The 19,225-nt window shown below is 69.7% G+C and carries 17 protein-coding genes; 12 read left to right on the top strand and 5 right to left on the bottom strand.

Features of this window, described 5'->3' with window-relative positions:
* The first annotated feature begins 178 nt into the window (after positions 1-178).
* Positions 179-721: a methylated-DNA--[protein]-cysteine S-methyltransferase gene (ogt, locus tag EJ913_RS19385; RefSeq protein ID WP_127000882.1), complete on the top strand. Its 543-nt coding sequence runs from the start codon at positions 179-181 to the stop codon at positions 719-721.
* A gap of 66 nt (positions 722-787) precedes the next feature.
* Here the strand turns inward: ogt and EJ913_RS31730 are convergent, their stop codons facing one another.
* Entirely contained in the window at positions 788-1,156 is a 369-nt protein-coding gene (locus tag EJ913_RS31730) for a hypothetical protein (RefSeq protein WP_211099010.1), read from the bottom strand.
* Positions 1,157-1,427: 271 nt separating this feature from the next.
* Here EJ913_RS31730 and EJ913_RS19375 point away from each other — a divergent pair, with 271 nt between their 5' ends.
* The 5 genes from EJ913_RS19375 (at position 1,428) to EJ913_RS19355 (ending at position 8,174) form a co-directional block, all read left to right on the top strand.
* Complete coding sequence (locus EJ913_RS19375; protein WP_127000880.1) at positions 1,428-2,222, top strand: SDR family NAD(P)-dependent oxidoreductase; 795 nt, start codon at positions 1,428-1,430, stop codon at positions 2,220-2,222.
* A 287-nt stretch (positions 2,223-2,509) separates the two neighbouring features.
* Positions 2,510-4,549, top strand: a complete 2,040-nt coding sequence (locus tag EJ913_RS19370) for a methyl-accepting chemotaxis protein (protein ID WP_127000879.1) — start codon at positions 2,510-2,512, stop codon at positions 4,547-4,549.
* A 399-nt stretch (positions 4,550-4,948) separates the two neighbouring features.
* Positions 4,949-6,799 carry a DUF2491 family protein gene (locus EJ913_RS19365; protein WP_127000877.1) on the top strand — a complete coding sequence of 617 codons (1,851 nt, stop codon included), beginning with the start codon at positions 4,949-4,951 and terminating at the stop codon, positions 6,797-6,799.
* Positions 6,800-6,846: 47 nt separating this feature from the next.
* Positions 6,847-7,272, top strand: coding sequence for a DUF350 domain-containing protein (locus EJ913_RS19360; RefSeq protein WP_127000875.1), 426 nt, complete (start codon positions 6,847-6,849; stop codon positions 7,270-7,272).
* Positions 7,273-7,406: 134 nt separating this feature from the next.
* Entirely contained in the window at positions 7,407-8,174 is a 768-nt protein-coding gene (locus EJ913_RS19355; protein ID WP_127000873.1) for a hypothetical protein, read from the top strand.
* Positions 8,175-8,253: 79 nt separating this feature from the next.
* On the opposite strand, the gene EJ913_RS19350 is transcribed toward EJ913_RS19355, so the two are convergent.
* Positions 8,254-9,621, bottom strand: a complete 1,368-nt coding sequence (locus tag EJ913_RS19350) for a replication initiation protein (protein WP_127000871.1) — start codon at positions 9,619-9,621, stop codon at positions 8,254-8,256.
* A gap of 657 nt (positions 9,622-10,278) precedes the next feature.
* Positions 10,279-11,031 carry a TSUP family transporter gene (locus tag EJ913_RS19345; protein WP_127000869.1) on the bottom strand — a complete coding sequence of 251 codons (753 nt, stop codon included), beginning with the start codon at positions 11,029-11,031 and terminating at the stop codon, positions 10,279-10,281.
* Positions 11,032-11,168: 137 nt separating this feature from the next.
* On the opposite strand from EJ913_RS19345, the gene EJ913_RS19340 reads away from it, so the two are divergent.
* Positions 11,169-12,038, top strand: coding sequence for a LysR substrate-binding domain-containing protein (locus tag EJ913_RS19340; protein WP_127000867.1), 870 nt, complete (start codon positions 11,169-11,171; stop codon positions 12,036-12,038).
* A 39-nt stretch (positions 12,039-12,077) separates the two neighbouring features.
* Here the strand turns inward: EJ913_RS19340 and gntR are convergent, their stop codons facing one another.
* A complete protein-coding gene (gntR, locus tag EJ913_RS19335) occupies positions 12,078-13,136 on the bottom strand; it encodes an HTH-type transcriptional regulator GntR (protein ID WP_211099009.1) in 1,059 nt (352 codons plus the stop codon).
* A gap of 479 nt (positions 13,137-13,615) precedes the next feature.
* Between gntR and EJ913_RS19330 the strand changes: the two genes are divergently transcribed.
* The 5 genes from EJ913_RS19330 to EJ913_RS19310 all read left to right on the top strand — a co-directional run bounded on the left by EJ913_RS19330 (position 13,616) and on the right by EJ913_RS19310 (position 17,610).
* On the top strand, positions 13,616-14,161 hold the full coding sequence (locus tag EJ913_RS19330; protein WP_127000865.1) for a gluconokinase: 546 nt from the start codon (positions 13,616-13,618) through the stop codon (positions 14,159-14,161).
* The gene (locus EJ913_RS19325; RefSeq protein WP_127000863.1) at positions 14,158-14,676 is read left to right on the top strand and encodes a TRAP transporter small permease; all 519 of its coding nucleotides are present in this window, start codon (positions 14,158-14,160) and stop codon (positions 14,674-14,676) included. Before EJ913_RS19330 ends, EJ913_RS19325 begins: the two co-directional genes overlap by 4 nt.
* Positions 14,677-14,694: 18 nt before the next feature.
* The gene (locus EJ913_RS19320; protein ID WP_127000861.1) at positions 14,695-15,972 is read left to right on the top strand and encodes a TRAP transporter large permease subunit; all 1,278 of its coding nucleotides are present in this window, start codon (positions 14,695-14,697) and stop codon (positions 15,970-15,972) included.
* Positions 15,973-16,028: 56 nt separating this feature from the next.
* Positions 16,029-17,036, top strand: coding sequence for a TRAP transporter substrate-binding protein (locus tag EJ913_RS19315; protein WP_127000859.1), 1,008 nt, complete (start codon positions 16,029-16,031; stop codon positions 17,034-17,036).
* A 256-nt stretch (positions 17,037-17,292) separates the two neighbouring features.
* Positions 17,293-17,610, top strand: a complete 318-nt coding sequence (locus EJ913_RS19310) for a GIY-YIG nuclease family protein (RefSeq protein WP_238520097.1) — start codon at positions 17,293-17,295, stop codon at positions 17,608-17,610.
* Positions 17,611-17,614: 4 nt separating this feature from the next.
* Here EJ913_RS19310 and fes read toward each other — a convergent pair whose 3' ends face one another.
* Positions 17,615-19,219: an enterochelin esterase gene (fes, locus tag EJ913_RS19305; RefSeq protein WP_244939419.1), complete on the bottom strand. Its 1,605-nt coding sequence runs from the start codon at positions 19,217-19,219 to the stop codon at positions 17,615-17,617.
* Between the last annotated feature and the right edge of the window lie 6 nt (positions 19,220-19,225).

The following is a 19,225-nucleotide window of genomic DNA, read 5'->3' as shown; positions in this document are numbered from 1 at the left end:
AAGGAATCAAGCGCTTGGGCGGAACGCGCCTGCCTTGATTTTCGGCAAGCGCCGCAATCCCTGGGTCATCGGTCGTTGGAGCAAAGGGCGTAGCTCCGCCTGGAAAGGGCGCGCCGGATGTGGAATCGTGCCGGACCCTCCCCATCCCCGAGGCCCCATCCGCAAGAGGAGTTCCGGCATGGCCGAGCCGCCGACTCTGCTGATCGACCGCACCGAAACGCCCATCGGCGAACTGATCGTCGTCGCCGACGAGGACGGCCATCTGCGCGCCGTCGATTGGACGGAGCACGAGCCGCGCATGCACCGGCTGCTGCGCCTGCATTACGGCGCGGGCCTGTCCCTGCGCCCGTCCCGCGACCCGTCCGGCCTGACCTCCGCGATGGCCGCCTATTTCGCGGGCGACCACGCCGTCATCGACCGGCTGCCGGTGCGCACCGGCGGCACCGCCTTCCAGCGGTCGGTGTGGGAAGCCCTGCGCGCCATCCCCTGCGGGGCGGCGATCACCTACGCGGAGCTGGCCCGGCGGATCGGCCGCCCGACGGCGGTGCGGGCGGTGGGGCACGCCAACGGGGCAAACCCGGTGGGCGTCGTCGTGCCCTGCCACCGCGTCGTCGGAACCGACGGAACCCTCACCGGCTACGGCGGCGGACTTCAGCGGAAGGACTGGCTGCTCGCCCATGAGGGCTACCGGCAACGGGAAAAGCGATCGTCCCCGCCGTGAGGCGACGGGCGAACCCGGTCCACGGCGGGGAGGCGATCGACGGGCTTCAGCCTGAGGGGCGCGGTGTCAATGCGCCGAGTTGTGGGGGGCGACCTCGCCCACTTGGACCACCGGCTTGCCCGACGCGAGGCGGTTGGCGTCCGCCGCCGGCTCCAGACCGGCCAGCCCCAGCTTGCCGCGGGCGAAGTTCAGGAGGTCGAGGGCCTTGGCCTCCTGCCCCTGGGCGGCCAGCGACCGGGCCATCGTGATGTAGGTGTTGGCGAGGTCGCGCTCGCTGCGGTCGGCTTGGGAGGCGGTGACGCCGACGGCGGCGGCGCGGGTGTCGGCCAGCAGGGCGTCGAAGCCGGCGGAAGCGGCGAAGGCGGCGCCCGAGAACAGGACGGCGGCGGACAGAGCGGCGGCGGCGATGGTGCGGACGACCATGATGATCTCCATGTTTGAAACTGCGTTTGAAAGCGCGCCCCGCGTCGGGGGGCGGAGGATCGGAGGAACGGCGTTCGGTGCGCCGTCCGTGAGACAAAAGTTAAGAGTTCCTTCCACAGGGATAAATCCGATTGTCCGGACAACTCTGTTCGTTCCGTCAGAACAATCCCAAAGGAGACTTTCAGCGCCGCCGCGTTGACGCTCCACTCCGCCGGCCCGTATCATCCGCACCGAACACAATCGACCAATCGGATATTCGAATCCGAAAACAGGGAGACCCACCATGACCAACCCCACCCCCGCCGCCCCGGCTTGGCCGGCCGACCTCCTGGCCCAGGAATTCCGGGGCAAGCGCGTGCTGGTGACCGGCAGCAGCCGGGGCATCGGCGCCGCCGTGGCCGCCGCCTTCGCCGATCTCGGCGCGTCGGTCGCGATCCATGGCCGCGACGAGGCCGCCGTGACCGCGCAGGCCGCCCGGATGGGACGGGGCGTGGTGCCGCTGGCCGGCGACTTCGCCGACCGCGCCCAGGTGCGGGGCGTGGTGGAGCGCGGGATCGGGGCGCTGGGCGGGCTGGACGTGCTGATCAACAACGCCGGCACCATGCTGGGCCGCGTCGGGCTGGCCGACATCGACGACGATTTCCTGCAACGCCAGTTCGACCTGAACGCGGCGTCGGCCGTGATCGCCAGCCGCACCGCCCTGCCGGCCCTGATCGACTCGCGCGGCGCCATCGTCAACACCGGCTCCATCTCCGGGCGCACCGGCGGCAGCCCCGGTTCGGCGCTGTACAGCGCGGCCAAGGCGTTCCAGGCCAGCCTCGCACGGTCGCTGGCGACCGAACTGGCTCCGCACGGCATCCGCGTCAACGCCGTGTCCCCCGGCACCGTCGCCACCGATTTCCACGACCGCTACTCCACCCCGGAGAAGCTGGCCCAGACGGCAGCCCGCATTCCCCTGAAGCGGCTGGGCACGGCCGAGGATTGCGTCGGCGCCTACCTGTTTCTCGCCTCCGGCCGGATGGCGGGCTACATCACCGGCCAAGTGATCGAGGTGAACGGCGGCCAGTTCTTCGGATAAGCCCGGACAAGGGGCCGATGTTCGGATGGGCAGACAAGCGAAGACTTCCAAAGACTTCACTTTCCGCCATCATCGGCCTTCTTCTTTTTGCACTGCGGAAAATCTGAAAATGGTGCGCAGCCCAGCGAATTGTGACAATTTTCGTCGCCGATTCTTCAATTTTCGTCATCCCATAGGGTGAAATCCTGATTTGCGTTTTGTTGATGGCTGACATTATTTTTGAACAACTGGGCATCGTGCCGAAGACGGCATGGTTCGCCTGTTTGTCAGCCAGCGGAACGACCCCCATGACCACCAAGCCCCATCAAGAAGCGAACGCCTTCGCCAACCTGCGCACGGCAACCAAGGTGTACACGGGCTTCGGCGTCACGCTGTGCCTGCTGGTCGGGCTGGGCGGCGTCTCCTGGGTCGGGCTGCGGGCCAGCGAGGACGCGATGCACAAGTATTCGACCCAGTCGCGCATCGCGATGCTGGTGGCGGAGGCGGACACCGACATGTCCGACGCCTTCACCGCCGCGCAGGAGTTCATGGCGACCGGCAGCACCGCCGCCGCCGACCGTTTCCACGCCACGGCGGTGCATTTCCGGGGGTTGCTGGCCGACGCCGCCGGCCGGATGAGCAACCCGGACAACCGCCGGCTGGTGGCCGAGGTGGGCGAGTTGGAAAACCGGTTCTCCCAGGGCTTCGACCGGCTCGTGGCGCTGCGGACGGAGCGCGAGGCGCTGACCGCCTCGGTGGTCAACACGGCGGGCGCCGACATCCGCCGCCTGCTGAGCGAGACGGTGCGGCTGGAGAAGGAGGGCGGCAACCTCGACCGCACGGTGGCCGCCGCCGAGCTGAGCGAGCAGTTCCTCCTCGTCCGCGTGCTGGTCGCCCGCTTCGTGGCGGAGACCAAGCCGGAGGATCTGGCCCGCATCCGCAAGGACCTGACCGCCTTGCGCGGCGCCGCCGAGACCACCCTCGCCGCGCTTCCCGACGGCGCCGCGAAGGCCAAGCTGGGCGAGATCGCCGGCAAGCTGCCGGCCTACGCCACCGGCGTCGACCGCATCGCGGAGCTGAGCGACCAGCTCCGCGCCGTCAACCACGAGGCGCTGGAGCAGGTCGGCAAGAGCGTCAACGACAAGATCGGCGCGATCCGCAAGAACGCCGCCACGGCGCAGAACACGCTCCAGGCGGCGGCGGATTCCGCCGTGGCCTCGGCCCAGTCGCTGGGCGCGCTGGTGTCGGGCGTGGCGGTGGCGCTGGGGCTGCTGCTGGCCTGGCTGATCTCGCGCGCCATCACCCGTCCGCTGGGCGGCATCACCCGCGCGATGGGGCGGCTGGCCCAGGGCGACCTTGGCGTCGAGGTCGCGGGCGACACCCGCCGCGACGAGATCGGCGAACTGGCCCGCGCGCTCCAGGTCTTCAAGACCAACACCCAGGAGATGCGGCGGCTGGAGGCCGAGCAGGAAGCCAGCAAGCACCGCGCCGAGGCCGAGCGCAGGCGCGCCATGCTGAGCCTCGCCGACAACTTCGAATGCACGGTGAAGGGCATCGTCGACACGGTGGCCTCGGCGGCGACCGGCATGCGGAGCGCCGCGACCGCGCTGTCCGCCACCGCCGCCCAGGCGAGCGAGCGCTCCACCATGGTCGCCGCCGCGTCGGAGGAGGCGTCGGTGAACGTGCAGACCGTCGCCTCGGCCAGCGAGCAGCTCTCGGCCTCGATCAACGAGATCGGCTTCCAGGTGGAGAACTCGACCCGGATCGCGGAAAAGGCGGTCGTGGACGCCGAGGGCGCCAGCGAGACGATCCGCAAGCTGGTGACCGCCGCCGAACAGATCGGGCAGGTGGTGGAACTGATCAGCGGCATCGCCGCGCAGACCAACCTGCTGGCGCTGAACGCCACCATCGAGGCGGCGCGGGCGGGGGAGGCCGGGAAGGGCTTCGCCGTCGTCGCGTCGGAGGTCAAGGCGCTCGCCACCCAGACGGCCCGCGCGACCGACGAGATCCAGGCCAAGGTGCAGGAGATCCAGGGCGCCACCGGCGGCGCCCGCACCGCCATCGCCAGCATCGGCCAGACCATCACGCGGATGAGCGAGATCGCGACCACCATCGCGTCCGCCGTCGAGGAGCAGGGGGCCGCCACCCGCGACATCGCCAGCAGCGTGTCGCAGGCGGCGCAGGGCACCGACGAGGTGTCGAGCAACATCGTCGGCGTGACCAACGCGGTCCACCAGACCGGCTCCGCCGCCAGCGAGGTGCGCACCACCTCGGAAGCCCTGGCGGTCGAGGCCGAACGCCTGCGCCGCGAGGTCGGCACCTTCATCGCCACCGTGCGGAGCGCGTGACGCCGAGGGGCGAAGCGCGCGAAATCCCGCCACGGTTTGCCCCCACCCCGGCCCTCCCTCGCCGGGCAGGGGAGGGGGACAGGAGCCTTGCCGGCATCCAGAGGCGTTCCCCTCCCCCGCCCAGCGGGGGAGGCAGGGTGGGGGCATCCGCAACCGCACTCATCCACCACCCCCTTGAAGCGCACCCGGCCTTTCGGCCGAAGCCTTCGACCGCCCGAAGCCCTTGAGATGTTTCGCGTGCGCGCTTAGCTTCCCCCCGACAAGCTCCCCCGGCGGCTCCACCGCCGAAGGACAATGGCGAGGAAGGGGACGAATGAAACAGCGCGCGTTCGGGTGTGTCGCAACGCGGCACGGCGTGTCCTCCGGTCCTCTCCCCGCAGCGGCGCCACGGGTGGCGGGATGACGGGTCGCCCGCCTTCCTCCACGCCGTCGCCGGCCATCGCCAAGCGGCTGCGCGCCGCCGCCATGGCCGCGCTGCTGATGCTCCACCCGGCCGGCGCGCCGGTCCCGCCACTGCTGACGGTCGTGGCCGCGACCACGGCGGCGGCCGTGTCGATGGCGCCCGGCGACGCCTCGGCGCGGGCCTCCTCGTCCCGCTCCTCGTCGTCGGGCGGCTATTCCCGGCCGTCCTCCTCCTCTTCGGTCCGCACGCCCTCGACCAGCAGCCGGAGCAGCAGCGGTGGCTACGACCGGCCGTCGCCCTCCCGCACCCCGTCCACCAGCCCGTTCTCCTGGGGATCGTCCCCTTCGTCGGGGTCGTCGAGCGGCGGCTACGCCCGGCCGGGCGCCAGCGCGCCTTCCGTCGCGGCGCCACCCCGGTCGGCGGGCGATCAGGCCATCAGCCGGCAGGGCTCGTCCAACGCGCTGAACGACTACCGCGCCCGGCAGGACGCCGCCCGCGCGCCGGCGCAACCGGCCCCCTCCGCCCAGACCGCCCCCCAGCCGGCCCCGCGCAGCAATTCGGGGAGTTCCTGGAGCTGGGGATCGGGGGGCGGATCCGGGCGGACGCCATCGACGCGACCGGCCCCGGCCCCTTCCTACCCGAACGCCTATCGCGGCTACGGCTGGGCGCCGCCACCCTACGCGATGAGCGCGCCGCGCCGCTTCGGGGTGTGGGACGGGCTGTTCCTGTGGTTCATGCTCGACACGCTGACCCGGCCCAGCCACGCCGCCTTCTTCCACGACAACGCCAACGACCCCGGCTACCGCGACTGGCGCGCCGAGGCCGACCGCCAAGCCAAGGACAACGCGGAGCTGCGCGCCAAGCTCGACCAGCTCGACCAGACGCTGGCGGCGCAGAAGGACACACCCCGCGCGGAAGGCCGGCTGCCGCCCGACATCCCGACCGAACTCGCCCGCGCCGATTCCTCCTCCTCGATCGACAGCTCCTCGATCGACAGCTCCTCGGCCGCCGCCGTCGCGCCGGACGACGCCCCGGCGGCCAAATCCTCGGGCTTCGGCCTGTGGGTCTTCGTCCTGCTGGGGATCGCGGTCCTGTTCCTGCTGTGGCGCATGCGCCGCCGGATGGACCAGAAGCCCGGCCAGCCCGCCGCCCCGAAAACCGCCAACAAAGCCAAGGGAGGATCCGACGTGCCCCTGTTCGGAACGCTCGGCAACTACGTGAACCAGAAGCTGTCCGGCCAGCGCTACAGCCCGTCGCTGTTCCGGCTGGGCATGGCGGTCACCGTCGATCCCACCCCCTTCCTGCTGGCGGAGGGCGCCACCAAGGTCAAGGCGCCGGACACCGGCACCGACCGGCTGGTCTCCATCGACGGCGTCGGCACGGTCACCTCCGGCAACGCCACCGTCCATCGTCTGCACCTGCCGGACGGAAGCTTCTTCCAGATCCACCTCGGCCCCGACGGGCAGCCGGACGAGTGCCGCTACTTCACCCCCATCGACAGCGTCACCCCCGCCGACGCCGACGAGTGGGGCTTCTGGCTGGACGAGCGCGAGGGCATGATCGGCTGGCCGGAATTCCAGACCAAGGACGGCAAGCTCTACCCGCGCGTCTGGTCGCCGGGCAGCGGCCGGATCCCGCCCTTCGACCTGTCGGAATCGCTGCAGACCGTGCGGGGAACGGAGACCGTGGTCAGCCACGCCATGCTCTACGGCGCGCCCAGCGGCGCGAAGGCCCCGGCGCCGGAGTACGAATACATCCTGGTCGCCGCCGTGGAACGGAACGGCCAGGCCTCCGTCGAGATCGCGGCGGGGATCGACGTGAACCCCGCCTCCCTCGCGCTGTCCTGATCCTTTCCCGCCCCATCCCTTCCCGTTCTTGAGCGAGTGCCGGCCCCATGGAAAGCACCTTCGGTTCCATCCTCAGCGCGCTCGGCGCCGGCCTGCCGGTCCTGCTGCTGCAGCTTGCCGTCACGCTGGCGCTGCTGGTCGCGGGCGTCTTCGTCTACACCCGCATCACCCCCTTCGACGAACGCCGCTTGGTCTCCGACGGCAACGCGGCGGGCGGCCTGACCCTGGGCGGCTCCATCGTGGCGCTCGCCATCCCGCTGGCGGCGACGCTGGCGACCAGCACGGTCATCCTCGACATCGTGATGTGGGGGCTGGTCGCGCTGATCCTGCAACTGGTCGCCTTCGCGGTCGCGACCCTGATGATCCGCGACCTGCGCGGCCAGATCGAGGCCGGCAACGTCGCCTCGGCGGCGGCGCTGGTCGGCGTCCAGCTGGGCGTCGCCGTGATCAACGCCGCCGCCATGGCGGGGTGAGGACGCATCTTCCCCCAAGCAGTAAGGATGGGGTCTTCGCTATGCGGGTCTTGCAGAGCGGCGCCCCCCCTCACCATCTGTTCCGCTGAAGCGCCGCGCGCTTCCAAACAACCCATCGACAGGAAACCAGACCCATGATCTCGTTCATCCGCAACCTTCTCGGCGTGAAGACCGACCAAGCCGTCCAGGGCGCCATGGAGGCGCTGGTGCGTTGGGATCCCAAATCCGCCACCGAGGCGGAGCTGCGGACGATGGAGCAGCACCTCGACGACCTCGGCCGCCAGGTGGCCGAGGGGCGCGCCATCTACGACCGCGAGCAGCGCGAGGCCGATGAGATCAAGAAGCTGTCGAACCAGCGCATGGCGGCGGCCGAGCACCTGCAGCGCCAGCTCGACGGCGAGACCGACGCGTCGCGCAAGGCCGCGCTGGAGAAGAGCCTGGAGACCATCGTCGCCATGCTGGAGGAGATGGCCCCCGACATCGAGCGCGAGGAGCGCGACGCGGTGGACGCCCGCCAGTTCCTGGAGATGCTGGAGAAGAGCTACGCCGACGCCGGCGCCAAGCTGAAGTCGGCCCGCGCCGACCTGACCCGCGCCCAGCGCGACATGGGCCGCGCCGAGCAGCAGCGCGGCATGGCCGAGCGCCAGGCCGAGGCCGCCCGCCGCACCGCCGGCTTGGCGAGCGCCACCAGCGGCCTGACGGTGGCCTTGAAGGCGATGCAGGACACCGCCGCCAAGGATCTGGCCGCCGCCGAGGCCGCCAACGCCAAGGCCAAGCTGCTGACCCCGTCCGCGCCCGAGAAGGACGACCCGAACATCGCCGCCGCGATGGCCGCCGCCTCGGGCAAGACCGTGCCGAGCAGCCTGTCCGACCGTCTGTCCGCGCTGAAGGCCAAGCACTGACGTTTTCGTTTTGCCCCTCTCTCCTCCGTGGGAGAGGGGCAACTCCCCACGGACACGGGCACAGGTTCGCCCGCCATCCTTACGCCTTGGGGGAGGCCTTCGCCGCCGCGCGGCGGACCGGCGTGTCGAAGGTCACGTCCTCGATCATCCCGCTGGTCAACGAGGACAGCGCCGACTTGAAGCTCGGCCAGTGGTTCATCCGCGCCGTGTCGGCCACGGCGGCGTTGCCGGCCTTCAGGACCAGCCGGCGCCCGCCCTGCGGCGCCTCCTCGACGCGTTCGGGCTCCAGCGAGGCCAGCAGCGGAGCCGGGACCTTGCCCTTGAGCGCGTGCAGCAGGGCGGCCCACAACGCGGTCACGTCGTCGGCGTCGGGCAGGGGGCCGAGGTCGGCCAGACCGGCGTCCACGGGGCTTGCGGCCTCCTCCGCCACGGTGTCCACGGTACCGATCCGCCGCGCCCGGCGGCCGGCGCTGTGGCGTTCCCGCTCCAGATAGGTCTCGGCGGCCTCCTCCTCGTCCTTGGCGAGGAAATCCAGGGTCACGGCCTCCACCTTGCGGCCCTTCCGCTTCATCTTGTCCTCCGGCATCGTCACCCGGAAGGGGGCGAGCTGGTTGACCTCGACGATGGCGCGGTCGATGGTGCGGGTGCGTAGGATGCCGAAATCCTTGTAGGCGCCCTCCGGCACGTTCAGCAGCTTGCGCAGCGTGTCGATGTCCAGCTCCAGGGACGGGAAGTCCATCTGGTAGCGCTGCATGCCGATCTCGTAGAGCTTCAGCGCGTAGGTGCTGGTCACCTTGACCATCGCCGGCCCCGACAGCTTGGCCCAGAGCTGGGACGAGCGCTGGATCTCCAGGAAGGCGTCGGTGAACTGGAAGTGGATGTCGGCGGCTTCGCTGTCCTCCTCCTCCTCGGGGCGGACGTAGCTGCTGAGGATGCGCAGCTCGGCGCGCGACCGGCGGCCCCGGAACGGACCGATGACGACGAGGCTGGAGTCGAAGATCTCCTTCACCGCGTCGAAGATGCGCTCGTTGCCCTTGTGGTTGCCGCGCACCACGCGCTTGGGCAGGCGGTAGAGCTTGTTGGCGAAGTTCTGGCTGCCCGCCAGATGGATCATGAAGTTCAGCATCTTCTGCGCCGGCAGCGACAGCCGCGTGCCGTTGGCCGGGTAGCTGTAGACCGCCTCCGCCGCCTTGATCAGGTGCTTGTAGCCGTCGCGCTCGAAGGTGGCGCTCGCCACGCGGGCGGTCAGCCCGGCGGCCGGGGGGGCCGTTTCCGCCGCCAGCGCCGGCAGGCTGGGCATGACGATCCCGGCGGATTCGGCCGACTCCCCGTCGATGATCGCGCCGCCGCCGGCCAGATCCTCGGGCGCCAGGACGGCAAGGCCCGTCGACGGCGCGGCGTCCTCGCCCGCCGCTCCACGCGTCTTCCTGCGCCCCGTTCCCGCCATGCCGTCCTCCGCCGCAACCGACGGAAGCTAGATCAATCCTTACACCGAAAACAAGTAAGGAAAGGGTTTGTCCACGGATTTCGATTCATCCTTACCGCCTGGGGGAATCACCCTTACGCCCTGGGGCGTGGGGGATCCGCCCCCACCCGGTAAGGCTCGTTCCCCCGAGCCGTAAGGCTAATCGGCCCCGACTCGCGGATTCCCTTGGGCTTTTGCGGCCATGAATCCTCTTAGAAGGGGAACAGAGTCCGCAGGCGCGGCGGACACGCCGCCAAAGCGCCCACCACCAGCAGTCGGATCCGGCCACAAACCCGCCGGCCGGGTGGTCGGTGCACGATTCGAGGGCGAATCGGCCACCGCTTTCCTTACGGCTTGGGGGCGTGGTGCCAAGCGCAAGCCTTGGAAACCGGCCATCCAGGCTTCATCCTTACTCCCTGGGGGCACCCCCCGCCGGATCCGGCCCCCAAGAGGTAAGGTTGACATCGCCTCTCCAAAGCCGAGTCGCGTCATCGCTAAAAAACGGCTTTCCAAGGGGTTCATCGCCCCCCGGACGTAAGGATGCCCGCCAATCCATCCTTACGGCTTGGGGGCGGGCAACGCGCATCGGCGCCAAGCGGGGGAGCGTTCCCCCAGGGAGTAAGGATAAGTTGGCTCGCCTCAGTGCGAGGCCAGCAGGAACAGGCCCTGGCTCAGATAGACGCTGGCGGTCCCCATCACGAGATAGCGGCTCCAGAGGCGGAACTGCGTGTCGCTCATGCGGTCCAGCGCTTGCCGCGACAGGTTGGTGCCCAGCAAGGCCATGACGATGGAAATCAGGATGATGGCCGCCTCGACGGTCTCGCCGGGGGCGTCCGCGACCATCGGGGCGAAGTAGGCGACCTTGATCGCGTGCCCGAACACCTGGGTGGTGGCCTTGGTGGCGACGACGCTCTGCCGGGTCATCGCCGAGCGGACGAAGAACGCGTCGAGCAGCGGCCCGGATATCCCAGCCAGAAGCTGGATTCCCATGCACAGGAAGCCCGCCAGCAGGGCATGGAAGGGCTTCCTTGCGTCCAGCGCCCAAGCCTGCGGGACGGCGAGCGCCAGGAAGGGCGTCAGCCCGAGCAGCAGCAGCGAGGCCCCGCGATCCGGCACCGCCCCCACCAGCGCGAACGCTCCACCCGCCGCTGCGGCGCCCAGCGCGAAGCGGCCGACGATTCCCCAGTCCACGTGGCGCCGCCACAGCCACGCCCGCCAGCCGTTGGAGGTGAACTGGGTGATGCCGTGCAGCAGCATGGCCGACGGCACCGGCAGCAGCACCAGCAGCAGGCCCATCAGCACCATGCCGCCGGCCATGCCGAAGAGGCCCGACAAAAACGAGGTCACGAGCACGGTGAGGCCAAGCCCCACCATCAGCGGAAGCGTCAGCATGAAAGACCTTATGGAGTGAGCGACTCGGGGGAATCCTTACCTGATGTCGGAAGCTCGCACGCGGACGCTTGCGCCGCAAACGGCATTGCCCGATGCTCAGGGCCAGGAAAACTTGGGGTCAAGTAAGGATAGAGCGGATGCGTCGCCTGCCCTCGCTGAACGGATTGCGCGCCTTCGAGGCGGCGGCCCGCCACGGCAGCTTCACCGGCGCGGCGGCGGAGCTGCACGTCTCCCAGGCGGCGGTCAGCCGGATGGTCAAGCTGCTGGAGGAACGGCTGGGCTTCCCGCTGTTCGAGCGTCGGGCCAACGCGCTGACCCTGACCGAACGCGGGCGGGCGCTGCACCCCACCCTGACCGAGGCCTTCGACGCCATCGCCCACAGGGTGGACCGGGTATCGGCGATGCGCTCAGGGCCGGTGCTGACGGTTGGGCTGGGGGCGACCTTCGCGGTCCGCTGGCTTATTCCGCGCCTGTCGGGCTTCCACATGGCGCATCCCGAGATCGAGATCCGCATCGCCACCGGCGGCGGCAGCGCCCCGATGAGCGACGAATGGACCTGCGCCGTGCTGATCGGCGACGGCCGCTGGCCGGGTTACGAGGCCGAGCACCTGTTCTCGTCGAACCTTCAGCCGGTCTGCGCCCCGTCCCTGGCGTGCACCTTCCACCGCCCGGCGGATCTGCGGACGGCCACCTTGCTGCACGTGTCCCATTGGGCGGCGGACTGGCCGCGTTGGCTGGCGGCTTCGGGGGCGGGGGCGCCGGACAGCAACGGGCTGTCCTTCGGCAGCTACGCGATGACCTTGCAGGCGGCGATCGACGGGGTCGGCGTGGCGCTGGCGCCCCAACCCTACATCATGGACGACATCGCCGCCGGGCGGCTCGCGGCGCCGTTCCCGCTGGCGCTGCCGATGGAGTCGTCCTGGTATCTGGTTTATCGCGCGACGAGGCGCGGGGCGCCCGGCTTCGCGGCGTTCCGGGACTGGCTGTTCGAACTGTGCGCGGCGTGACCGGATCCGGCCTTTGCATCCAGGCCTGGATCCGGGGCTTCAGGTGCTGTCGCGCGGGATGAAGGTCAGCCCCAGATCCATCCGGTGCGTCGCCGGTTCCCGCCCCTCGATCAGGTCGAGCAACATGGCGGCCGAGTGCCGGCCGATGGCGTAGCGCGGCGTCGCCACCGTGGTCAGGGTCGGCGTCGTCCAGGCGGCGGCGGCCAGATCGTTGAAGCCGGCGATGGCCAGCCGCCCGGGCACCGGAATGCCGCGCCGCTGGCACTGGAACAGCGCGCCCTGCGCCAGATCGTCGTTGCAGAAGAACACGGCGTCGCAGTCGGTCTTCTCGTCGATCATCCGGTCCAGCATGGAGGCGCCCAGGCTGAGCGAGGAGGGCTCCTCCCGCCGCCACACCCGCGCCGGGTCGTACAGCCCGGCCTCCTGCAAGGCCTGCCGGTAGCCTTCCAGCCGCGACAGCGTGCGGGGGTCGAGCTGCACGGCGGCGAAGCCGATGCGGCGGTAGCCGCGCTCCAGCAGATGCCGGGTCATCAGCCGCCCGCCCTCGACCTGCGAGCAGCCAACGCTGTAGCTGTCGGGATCGTCCAGCAGTTCCATCATATGGACGGTCGGGCGTTGCAACGCCGTCAGGTAGGTCCGCGTCGCCGCCGTGTGGTCGTTGCCGGTCAGCAGGATGCCGTCCGGCTGGAACTGGAGGTAGGTGCGCAGCAGCCGCTCCTCCTCCACCGGGGAGTAGTGCGAGACCCCGATCAGGATCTGGTAACCGCGCGGGTGCAGCACCTCGTGGATGCCGGCCAGGGTTTCGACGAACACCGTGTTGGTCATCGACGGGATCAGCACCGCGACCGTCATCGAGCGCGCGGACGCCAGCGCGCTCGCCGCCTGGTTGGGGACGTAGCCCATGGCCTGCGCCTCGGCCAGGATGCGCTCGCGCAGCTCCGGCGCCACCAGTTCGGGCCGCTTGAAGGCGCGCGACACGGTGATGGCGCTGACGCCGGCCCGCCCGGCCACGTCGGCCATGGTGGCGCGCCCGGTACGCGAGGAGCGCCGCTTGCGCGTCTTGGCGGTCGAATCCCGATCGGTCTCGTGCGTCGTCACGCGGACTCTCCCTTGGCGCTTCCGTCCGGCGCGGAACGAACGCGCGCGGCCGGGATGATGGACACTCAGGCTCCCCGATGGCAAGGCGGATCGCGGTTGTCTGGAGTTCGGCCAAATTCAAAGCCCTTCTCCCCTTGCGGGAGAAGGGTTGGGATGAGGGGTGTTCCGCCGCAGGCGGAAAGATTTGCACTCCCCCTCACCCCAACCCCTCTCCCGCAAGGGGAGAGGGGCTTTAACCGTCGATAGGCCGTATGTCTGCCTTCCGACCCGGATCCCCTGCTTTCGACCCGCCGCCCGTTCTGTTGGTTCGCGGCTCAAACAAAACACTTTACGGCGGGAGACGTTAGCGCTAACAGTATCTGCACATTGCCACAGCGTCGCGTCGATCCGCCGGCTTTTCCCGGTCCGGAAAACCGACCCTGTCTTAATGATAGCGCTAACATCGGGCCGGATCAAGGCCCAACCGGAAACGAGGGCCCATGATCGGACCGCCGATTGTCGTTGTGATGGGGGTTGCCGGCTGCGGCAAGTCCAGCGTCGGGCGCGGGCTGGCCCAGGCGCTCGGATGCGTCTTCATCGAGGGCGACCAACACCACCCGCCCGCCAACATCGCCAAGATGTCGTCCGGAATTCCGCTGACCGACGCCGACCGCGAGGGCTGGCTGGCGGTGCTGGCCGGCTTCATCGCCGAGGCCGACCGCGACGGGCGGGAGCTGGTCGTCGCCTGCTCGGCGCTGAAACGGCGCTACCGCGACCAACTGCGCGGGACCAGCTTGCGCGTGGTGTTCCTGCACCTGCGCGGCGACAAGGCGCTGATCGCGTCGCGGATGGGCGCGCGCACCGCGCATTTCATGCCGACCGCGCTGATCGACAGCCAGTTCGCCGATCTGGAGCCGCCCGGCCCGGACGAGGCGGCGCTGACCTATGAGATCACCCTGACCGCCGACGCGATCGTGGCCGATGCCCGTCTCCGTCTGGCGGCGATGTTCGAGACGGGCGGCGGGGCCGCCGGGGAGGAAACATGAAACGGTTGGCGGACGTCCTGGAACGCCTCACCGAATGGCTGATGGCCGCGATCCTGGCGGCGATGGTCGTGCTGGTGTTCGGCAACGTGGTGCTGCGCTACGTCTTCAACAGCGGCATCGTGGCGAGCGAGGAGCTGGCCCGGCTGCTGTTCGTCTGGATGGTGTTCCTGGGCGCCACCGTCGCGCTGCGCGGTGGCCAGCACATCGGGTTGGAGATGCTCCAGGAACGGTTGCCGCCCAAGGCACGCCGGGCCTGCGCGCTGGTCAGCCACCTGCTGATGCTCTACGCCGTCTGGCTGCTGGTGCAGGGAAGCTGGCTGCAGCTGCTGATCGGGTTGGACACCTATTCCACCGTCCTGCGCTTCCCCATGGCCTTCTACGCGGCGGCCGGCTTCCTGCCGGGGCTCGCCATGGCCTGCGCTGTGCTGGCCAACCTCGTGAAGATACTCGGCGGCCACCCCGAAGCGCGCGTTCCCGGCGATCCCTCCGCCGGCGAAGCCGCCTACGCCGAATAAGCCTCCGGAGCCCCTGTCATGACGATCGTCGTCTTCCTGTCGTCGCTGTTCGGCTTCATGCTGCTCGGCATGCCCATCGCCTTCGCGCTGATGCTGAGCGGCGTCGCGCTGATGGCCCATCTCGACTTCTTCGACGCCCAGCTGCTCGCCCAGAACATGCTGAGCGGGGCCGACAATTTCCCGCTGATCGCGGTGCCCTTCTTCCTGCTGGCCGGCGGGCTGATGAACCAGGGCGGCATCTCGCGCCGCATCGTCGATCTGGCGGTCACCCTGTTCGGCCACATCCGGGGCGGTCTCGGCTTCGTCGCCATCGGCGCGGCGGTGATCCTCGCCAGCCTGTCCGGCTCGGCCATCGCCGACACGGCGGCGGTGGCGACGCTGCTGATCCCGATGATGCGGTCCAACGGCTACAACGTCGAGAAGTCCTCGGGCCTCATCGCGTCGGCCGGCATCATCGCGCCGATGCTGCCGCCCAGCATGTCCTTCATCATCTTCGGCGTCACCACCAACGTCTCGATCACCAAGCTGTTCATGGCCGGCATCGCGCCCGGCCTGATGATGGCGGCGGTGCTGGTCGCCACCTGGGTCTGGGTGGTCCGGCGCGAACAGATGCCGACCGCGCCGCGCCGCTCCTGGGCGGTGCGCGGCCAGGCCTTCGTCGACGCCTTCTGGGCGCTGCTGCTGCCCATCATCATCGTCGGCGGCATGCGCGGCGGCGTCTTCACCCCGACCGAGGCGGCGGTGGTGGCGGCGGTCTACGCCTTCCTCATCAGCTTCTTCGTCTACCGCAGCCTGACGCTGGCGATGCTCCCGGCCATCCTGATCGCCGCCGCGCGGACGACGGCGGTGGTGATGTTCCTGGTCGCCGCGGCGCTCGTCACCTCCTACATGATCACGCTGGCGGATCTGCCCGGCATGCTGATCGAGCTGCTGGAGCCGCTGCTCGACCACCCGAAATGGTTGATGGCCGCGATCATGGTGGTGCTGACGTTGGTCGGCACGGCGATGGACCTGACGCCGACCATCCTGATCCTCGGCCCCGTGCTGATGCCGCTGGTCACCCGCGCCGGCATCGACCCGGTCTATTTCGGCGTGATGTTCGTCATGGTCGGCGCCGTCGGTCTGCTGACCCCGCCGGTCGGCACCGTGCTGAACGTGGTGTGCGGCGTCGCCCGCGTCAGCATGGAGGGGATCATCAAGGGCGTCTGGCCCTACGTCATCACCTACACCATCCTGCTCGGCATCTTCGTCATCTTCCCCGAGCTGATCACCGTCCCGGCCGGCTGGCTGCATTGACCGCCGGCCCGCTTCCGACCCCGACCGACACAAGAAACCTCCGGAAGGAAACAGCCATGAAAACCAAGTTCGTCGCCTTCGCCGCCTCGGTCGCCGTTCTCCTCGGCGTCGGCACCGCCGCCGCGCAGGACATCAAGCCGCGTCTCATCCGCTTCGGCTACGGCCTGTCGGAGAACAGCAACCAGGGCCGCGCCGTCAAGGTCTTCGTCGACGAACTGTCGAAGCGCTCGGGCGGCAAGCTGAAGGTCAAGGGCTTCGGCGACGCCAGCCTGGGCAGCGACATTCAGATGCAGAACGCGCTGATCGGCGGCGCGCAGGAGATGATGGTCGGCTCGACCGCCACGCTGGTCGGCATCGTCAAGGATTTCGGTGTCTACGACCTGCCCTTCCTGTTCAACAACGAGCAGGAGGCCGACGCCGTCCTCGACGGTCCCTTCGGCCAGAAGCTGATCGCCTCGCTGAACGACAAGGGCCTCGTCGGGCTGGTCTATTGGGAGAACGGCTTCCGCAACCTGACCAACAGCAAGCGCCCGATCACCAAGGCCGAGGATCTGGGCGGCATCAAGCTGCGGGTCATGCAGAACCCGGTCTACATCGACATGTTCAACCGCTTCGGCGCCAACGCGGTGCCGCTGGCCTTCTCCGAGCTGTTCACGGCGCTGGAGACCGGCACGGTGGACGGCCAGGAGAATCCGGTGACGACCATCCAGTCGTCGAAGTTCTACGAGGTGCAGAAGTACCTGACCATCTCCAAGCACGTCTACAGCCCGTGGATCGTGCTGGCGAGCAAGCGCTGGTACGACGGCCTGTCGGCCGACGAGAGGAAGATCCTGCAGGAGGCCGCCGTCGCCTCCCGCGATTTCGAGCGCAAGGACAGCCGCGAGGCCTCGACTCAAAGCATCGCCTCCCTCAAGGAGAAGGGGATGCAGATCAACGAGCTGAGCACGGCCGAGCTGGATCGCATGCGCGAGCTGGTCAAGCCGGCCTTCGACAAGTACGCCGCCGAGGGCGGGGCGGATCTGCTGGCGAACCTCCAGGCGGAGATCGTCAAGGTCCGCAAGTGAGGCTGATAGGGTGGGGAGGTTTTGCCCCCACCCTAACCCTCCCCCGCTGGGCGGGGGAGGGGACTGCCGCCGAACGCCCGCAAAGCTCCTGTCCCCCTTCCCCCGCCCAGCGGGGGAAGGTCGGGATGGGGGCAAACCCTCTCCATATTATACCCGGATAAAAACCTCTTGCTCTTAATATCATCCGGGTGTAATCACCCCGCATGAACGCCAGCCGATGGGGACGGGCATGATGGGTGAGGAGAGGCGGGCCGCCATGGCCGCCTACAAGGAACGCAACGTTTCCGCCGGCGTCTACGTCGTGCGCTGTGCCCCCACGGGCCAGATCTGGGTCGGGACGGCGCCCGACGTGGACAGCATCCGCAACCGGATCTGGTTCCAACTGCGGATGACCGCCAGCCCCCACCACGACCTCCAGGCCGCCTGGACCGCGCATGGTCCGGACAGCCTCGCCTTCGAGGTGCTGGAACGGCTCGACGAGGAACCGCTCGCCTACGCCCGCACCGCCGCGTTGAAGGCGCGGCTTGCCCATTGGAGCGCGGCGCTGGACGCCCCGGTGCTGGCGGTGCGCTGACGGGTCACTTCCCCCCGAACAGCGCCAGCAGCCCGTCGCCCAGCACGCCCTGCCACGCGTAGTAATCGTGTCCGGCGGCGTATTCGCGGTAGGTCACGTCGTAGTCCTTGGCCTCCAGCACGTCGCGCAGATGGCGCGAACTTTCCAGGATGCCGACCTCGCCGTCGCGGCCGTATTCGAACAGCCCGGCGCCGAGGAAGAAGCGGACCGGCAACCGCTCGCCCCGCGCCACCAGCCCGGCGACGTGCTCCGGACGCTCGCGCGGGCTCGCGTCGGGGTGCCACCAGAAGGAGCCGGAGATGGACAGCGCGTTGCCGAACCGTTCCGGGTGCGCCAGCGCCGCCGTGGCCGCCGCCAGCCCGCCATAGCTGGATCCGGCCAGCACCGTGCGGTCGGCGCGCGGCGTCAGCCCCGTGCGCTCCGCGACCCAGGGCAGCAACTCCTCCGCCAACATCGCGGCGAAAGCGGGGTTGCCCGGCAACTCCCGCGCGCGGGCCGCCGCGTCCGGGTTGGCGATGAACACGCCGACCACCGGCGGCAGCCGCCCCTCCGCGACCAGCGCGTCGAGGATGGCCGGCACCGGCATCCGGGTCCGGTACTCCTGCCCGTCGAACATCAGCAGCAGGATGGTCTCCGGGTTGCCGGGATCGAAGCCGGCCGGGGTATAAACGGCGACCTCCCGCTCGTTGCCCAGCCTTTCGCTTCTGAAGCGTTCGGCGATGAGCCGGCCCTGTGGCGCGCCGTGGACCCCGACGCCCGGCTGCGGCGGGGCTGCGGGCAACGCGACCAGGGAGTGCTGATTGAAACGGTCGGGCGCTTCTGCCGGCCAGGGGTGCCTGTTCAGCGGATCGACCTGGGTCTGCGCCAGGATCGCCTCGCGGCATTCGCGGCAGGTGCCGGGAAACTCCGGGATGTCCGGGGCGATCTGGTAGGACAGCCGCGTCGTGTCCGGTACCATGAAACTCTTGAACCAGACGTCGCTGCCGCCCAGGCGCTCCAGAGCCTCGTGGTCGGAGCTGGGGCCACCGAGGATCCGGACGTTGCGTTTCGCGCCGCGCACCAGGAAGGTCATCGCCACCATGCCGGCGCCGTGCGGCTCGACCAACGGCGTTCCGGTTTGGGCGACCTGTTCCCAAAAGGCGTCCGTGCCCTCGCCGCGCTCCAGCGCCTCGGCGAGGGCCGCGATGGCAGGGCTGGGGTAGACGCGCGGCGGCGCAAGTTGCTCGCCCATACCGAGCTTGCGGGTCAAGGCGAGGGTGTAGGCCCCGGCCCCGCGCGCCGTCAACCGCAGGGCGGCGTGCCCCACCGCCGCGACGAAGCGGAAGGTGGTGCGTCCGACCGAGCCGTCGAGCAGCAGCCGGACCGGCCGGCCTTCCGCGTCGACGAGCCGGAGATCAACGGGCGTCCCGCCGCCGTCCAGCACGCCCTCCACGTAATCGCCTTCGGCAACGGCGAGCGGGTGGACCGCCTCGCCGCCGGCATGCCCGATGCCGCCGCCGACCGGAACCGCCACGGCAAGCGGCTCGCCCGCTGGGGCGGGTGACATGGTCAGGCCCATGGCGAACAGCCCCGCGATGAGGAGCGTGACGACGAGGCGAAGCAATCCCATGCCATG

The organism is Azospirillum doebereinerae (genome assembly GCF_003989665.1).
GTDB lineage: Bacteria > Pseudomonadota > Alphaproteobacteria > Azospirillales > Azospirillaceae > Azospirillum > Azospirillum doebereinerae.
Note: the sequence above shows the minus strand (reverse complement) of the source record. Positions and strands in the feature narration are given on the sequence as shown.